The sequence below is a fragment of the Protofrankia sp. CiP1_Cm_nod3 genome (genome assembly GCF_982290655.1).
In genome coordinates this window covers 1-3729 of record NZ_CEVIVD010000254.1, presented here as the reverse complement: position 1 = coordinate 3729, position 3729 = coordinate 1, and the positions used below count along the sequence as shown (strand labels likewise).

The 3729-nt window shown below is 66.2% G+C and carries 1 protein-coding gene; it reads left to right on the top strand.

Annotated features, from left to right (window positions below):
- Positions 1–468 precede the first annotated feature (468 nt).
- Entirely contained in the window at positions 469–3120 is a 2652-nt protein-coding gene (locus AC5LUJ_RS23785) for a hypothetical protein (protein ID WP_493465828.1), read from the top strand.
- The last annotated feature ends 609 nt before the right edge of the window (positions 3121–3729 follow it).

Here is a 3729-nt window from a genome sequence, read left to right as displayed (position 1 = left end):
CCCAGTCTTTGTGAAACGAGTTGTTACACCGGAGCTCGGGATCTGTCGCACATTCGGCGGTGACAATGTGTAGCCGAGGTGGACGCGGTAGAAGCAGTGGGTGAATTCTGCCCAATCTAGGCGGGCCTCCACCGCTCCGGTGTCTGTGGTCGCGGGCAGGCAAGATCATTCTCGTCGAATGCGCCGGCCACCACTGGCAGCGAGGCCTCCGAAAGCATTTATTGCCAGGCGATCCCACCAGACGTGACAGGTCGCTATAGAAGCTGACTGTAAGTCACTACCGAAAGTACGACAGAGCCGGAGCTCGGACACTCCCTCAACTTGCGGCAACGCGCGGCAGGGGGAGCGTGGTAACTGGGACCTGGTCCATGCCGACGTCGATCCTCGAGGGAGGATATGTTGATCGAGCAGACCTCGCTACCGGTTCCTCATGTGCGGTGGCGATTGTCGCTGATGGCGGGAGCCCTTGTGGCTCTGCTGGGGTTGGCGTGGCTCGCCGGCGACGGGCAGCCGCGGGCGTGGCGGACCGACGTGCCCGTCATAGGCCCGGTCGTGGGCGTCGTCGCCCAGTTCTTCGCGGGGATCGCTCGGGTCGTCAGCGGCGGGGTGTCCGCCAAGCTGTGGACGATCCGGGCCGCTTTCCTGACACTCCTGTTCCTCTTCTTCGCGGCATTCCGGCGGTGGCGACTGGAGGTCAACGCGTACCGGCCCGGGCCGGTGGATGTCCAGGAGCTTAGTGCGGCTGTTCCGGTGGGCGAACCGCAGCCCAACTCCCGTGATCTCACCGCCCAGCTTCGCAAGCAGCTGTCCGAGACGGAGCTTTATCCGCCTACATCCCTGCCGGCTGAGGCGCCCGCGGACAGTTTTGTGGACCTGCTTGGAGACGTCGATGTCGACCCAAAGAAACTGGGAACGAGCCTGCTGCGGCTGTTCAGCCGGCTGCGGCCGAAGGTCGCCTACCGGGTAGGTGGTGTGCTGCGCGTCCGCATTACCGAACCGCGTTTCGGTATCACTGTGACCGTCACCTCGTATGCCATCCGAGGAAGCCGGTCGGAGACGATATGGGAGTCCAGCTGGGACCTCGCGGTTCGCGCGGCCGGGTACTGGACGGTTGCGAAGCTGATACCGGTGACCAAGGCCGGCCGCCAGCCGCCGTGGAACAGCCAGAGCGGGAGGGCGCTGGGCGTCGAGCTGCTGACCGCTTATCAGAAGGCCAAGGAGTTCGGCCTGCGACGCAGGTTCGACCAGGCGCTCGACCGTTACTACGCGGCGGCACGGCTGGCTCCCACCAACGTCCATCTTCGGAACCAGATCGCGGCGACGCAGGAGAAGCTAGGCCTTCACCTCGATGCGCTCGAGACATATTCCGGTGTCCTCGGCCTGGGGTCCGGTGCTGGCCGCCGTGACCCGTGGCCGTGGAGGGGGGTGCGTCGCCGGAAGCTGGTGCGATGCCTCAGGTGCCTCCGGGACAATCCGGCTGTGGTGCAGGCCCGCTATCGCTTCGCGATCGTCCTCGGCACCCGGGAGAACACCGTCGAGCAGTGGTGTCGAGACAGCCACCCGCGGCGCGAGCGGCAGCTGGAGCAGGTACGACGGTCGCTCATCCCCGTCCTCGTCGACCGCTACTGGCCCTTGGTTGTGGATATCAGCTCGCCGGGCCGGCGCGCGGGCCCGGACGTCGCGGAACGCGATCCGGCGCAGAAGCTGCTCCGGCGGGCCCTGGAGAGCCGGGACCGGCGCCTTCTGGCGTTAGTCTTCCAACGAGCCTGCCTGTACGAGATGTACCAGATGGCCGAGGACTACCCGCTGCGGTGTCTCCTCCGCCGCCGCACCGAGGGGATGCCCACCTGGCCGATCCTCAGGCTGAACCGCGACGTCTGGGCGCCTTTGCGTCTGGCTCACGCCGCCAAGGAATACGACTGGCCAGATCAAATGGGTGGCGGTCACAAGAACCTGCGCTGGCGTCGCGGTGCGTTCCGCATGGTCCAGAAAGGTCTCACCCTGACTTCGGTGGACGCTCTGAAGCGGAGAGTCACCAATACGTGCCGGACGCCGTTCCGGCTACACTGGGAAGATCACTACAATAGGGCGTGCGTCTATAGCGTCGCGATGAGGACGTGCGGTCTTGTGCTTCCGAACGGGACTGATGACCGGCTGGCGGCCCTCGCCGTCGCCGAGCTCGCGCAGGCGGTGAACGAGGACGACGGTGCTCTCCGTCCGTCATGGCTTCTGGCCGAGGACCCGGACCTGGCGAAGCTACGCACGCACGAGGCCTTTGTGCGCTTCGAGCGGTCATTCCTTCCTCGCTCCAGCGCGGACGTCCCTCGGCCCGATGACGTGGTGCTGACCCAGGTCACGGCCTACGTCCGGGCATTGCTCGACACCACGGCGGTAATCATGGAGAATATCTGGGTCACACGTTCCCGGTCGCCGACCCCGGTCGCCGTCTCCGCTCTCGGACTGTGGCTGGACGTCGAACGAGACGTCTGGAGCTCGGTCCGCCACGTCGTCTCAGACCGCGGGCGTAACTGGACCGACCGCGTGACACTCGTGAACAAGGTGCGCACGGTGGCCGATGGAGCTCGTGCGGTCGACGACTTCCCGCCACCCGTTCCCGAGGCCGACGACATCCGGTGTCTCGACGACCTACAGAGCGCATGGCAGGTTACACGCGCCGAATATCAAACCGCGGTGAATAGGATGGCCGACAGCGTCGACGGGGCGCTCGAGGCCGTCGCCGAGTGCGTGGGACAGGCGTCGGAGCTGTCCCCACTCAAGAGCTGCGCTCGTCTATCCCTGGAGGCGGCGGAACAGCAGGCGCTGGGCCGGGCGGAGATCGAGCCCGCGAGCCTGCGGGAGCTGTGCGGGCGCTACGCGGCCGTGTGGCGGGCGCTCCGGAAGACCCTGGAGCTTCCGTCCAGGGATCTGATCTGGGTCGACCTGCCGGTCGCGCTCCAGGCGTTCGGGGGCTCCATGGACCTCACGTGGCGGGGGAGTTGGCGCCATGAGGCGGATGAGGGGCAGAGCGAGGGGAGAAAGGGGCGGGTGAACACGCGACGCGCGTGGAAAGTACGGCGTCGAACGTGGAGCCGGAGCTGGCGGCGTCGCGTTTCGCGATAGAGTCCATCCTGAACCTTCAACCTGTTCGAGACAAGATCTTGTAGGAATTACTGGGCTGAGCTGGTTGTCGATTTTCCCTTCTGGACGTGAAGAAGATCGCGACAGGCCGGGTAGCCCGGGGATGGCGCTGCAGTGATGCCCTATTTTGTGCTATGTCGGTCGATCGGATGCGGCGCGGTCCCGGTCCGCACCAACCCTTCGACTCGAGCATTGATTATGGGGGGCCGTCGTGACGCGTCGGGTGGTCGTCGGCAGCTTCGCAGCGAGCGACGGAGCATTTGCGGCTTTTGCGCCGGGGCCGGACAGCGCTCCCGCTCCGGCGCCTGCCGGGGCCGCCGCCCACTCGAGTGCCGCCGACGCGCTTCGCGAGGCAGCGCTCCCCAAGCGGTTGGGCATCTTCTGCCGGAACCACGAGCACGGCGACCCGTTGCCGCGGATCGCCGTCTACACCCGGGCGACGATGAAGCTCTCGGCGGGTCTGTTGCGTTATAGGAAAGCAGAACATGGCGGACCCCGCCTGAATGTTGATCAGACCGTCAGGGTGAGCTCGGCGAAAGCAGCCAACGCCCGGAGCCGCGGGTCGGCCTCGACGGCGAGCTCGTAATGGGG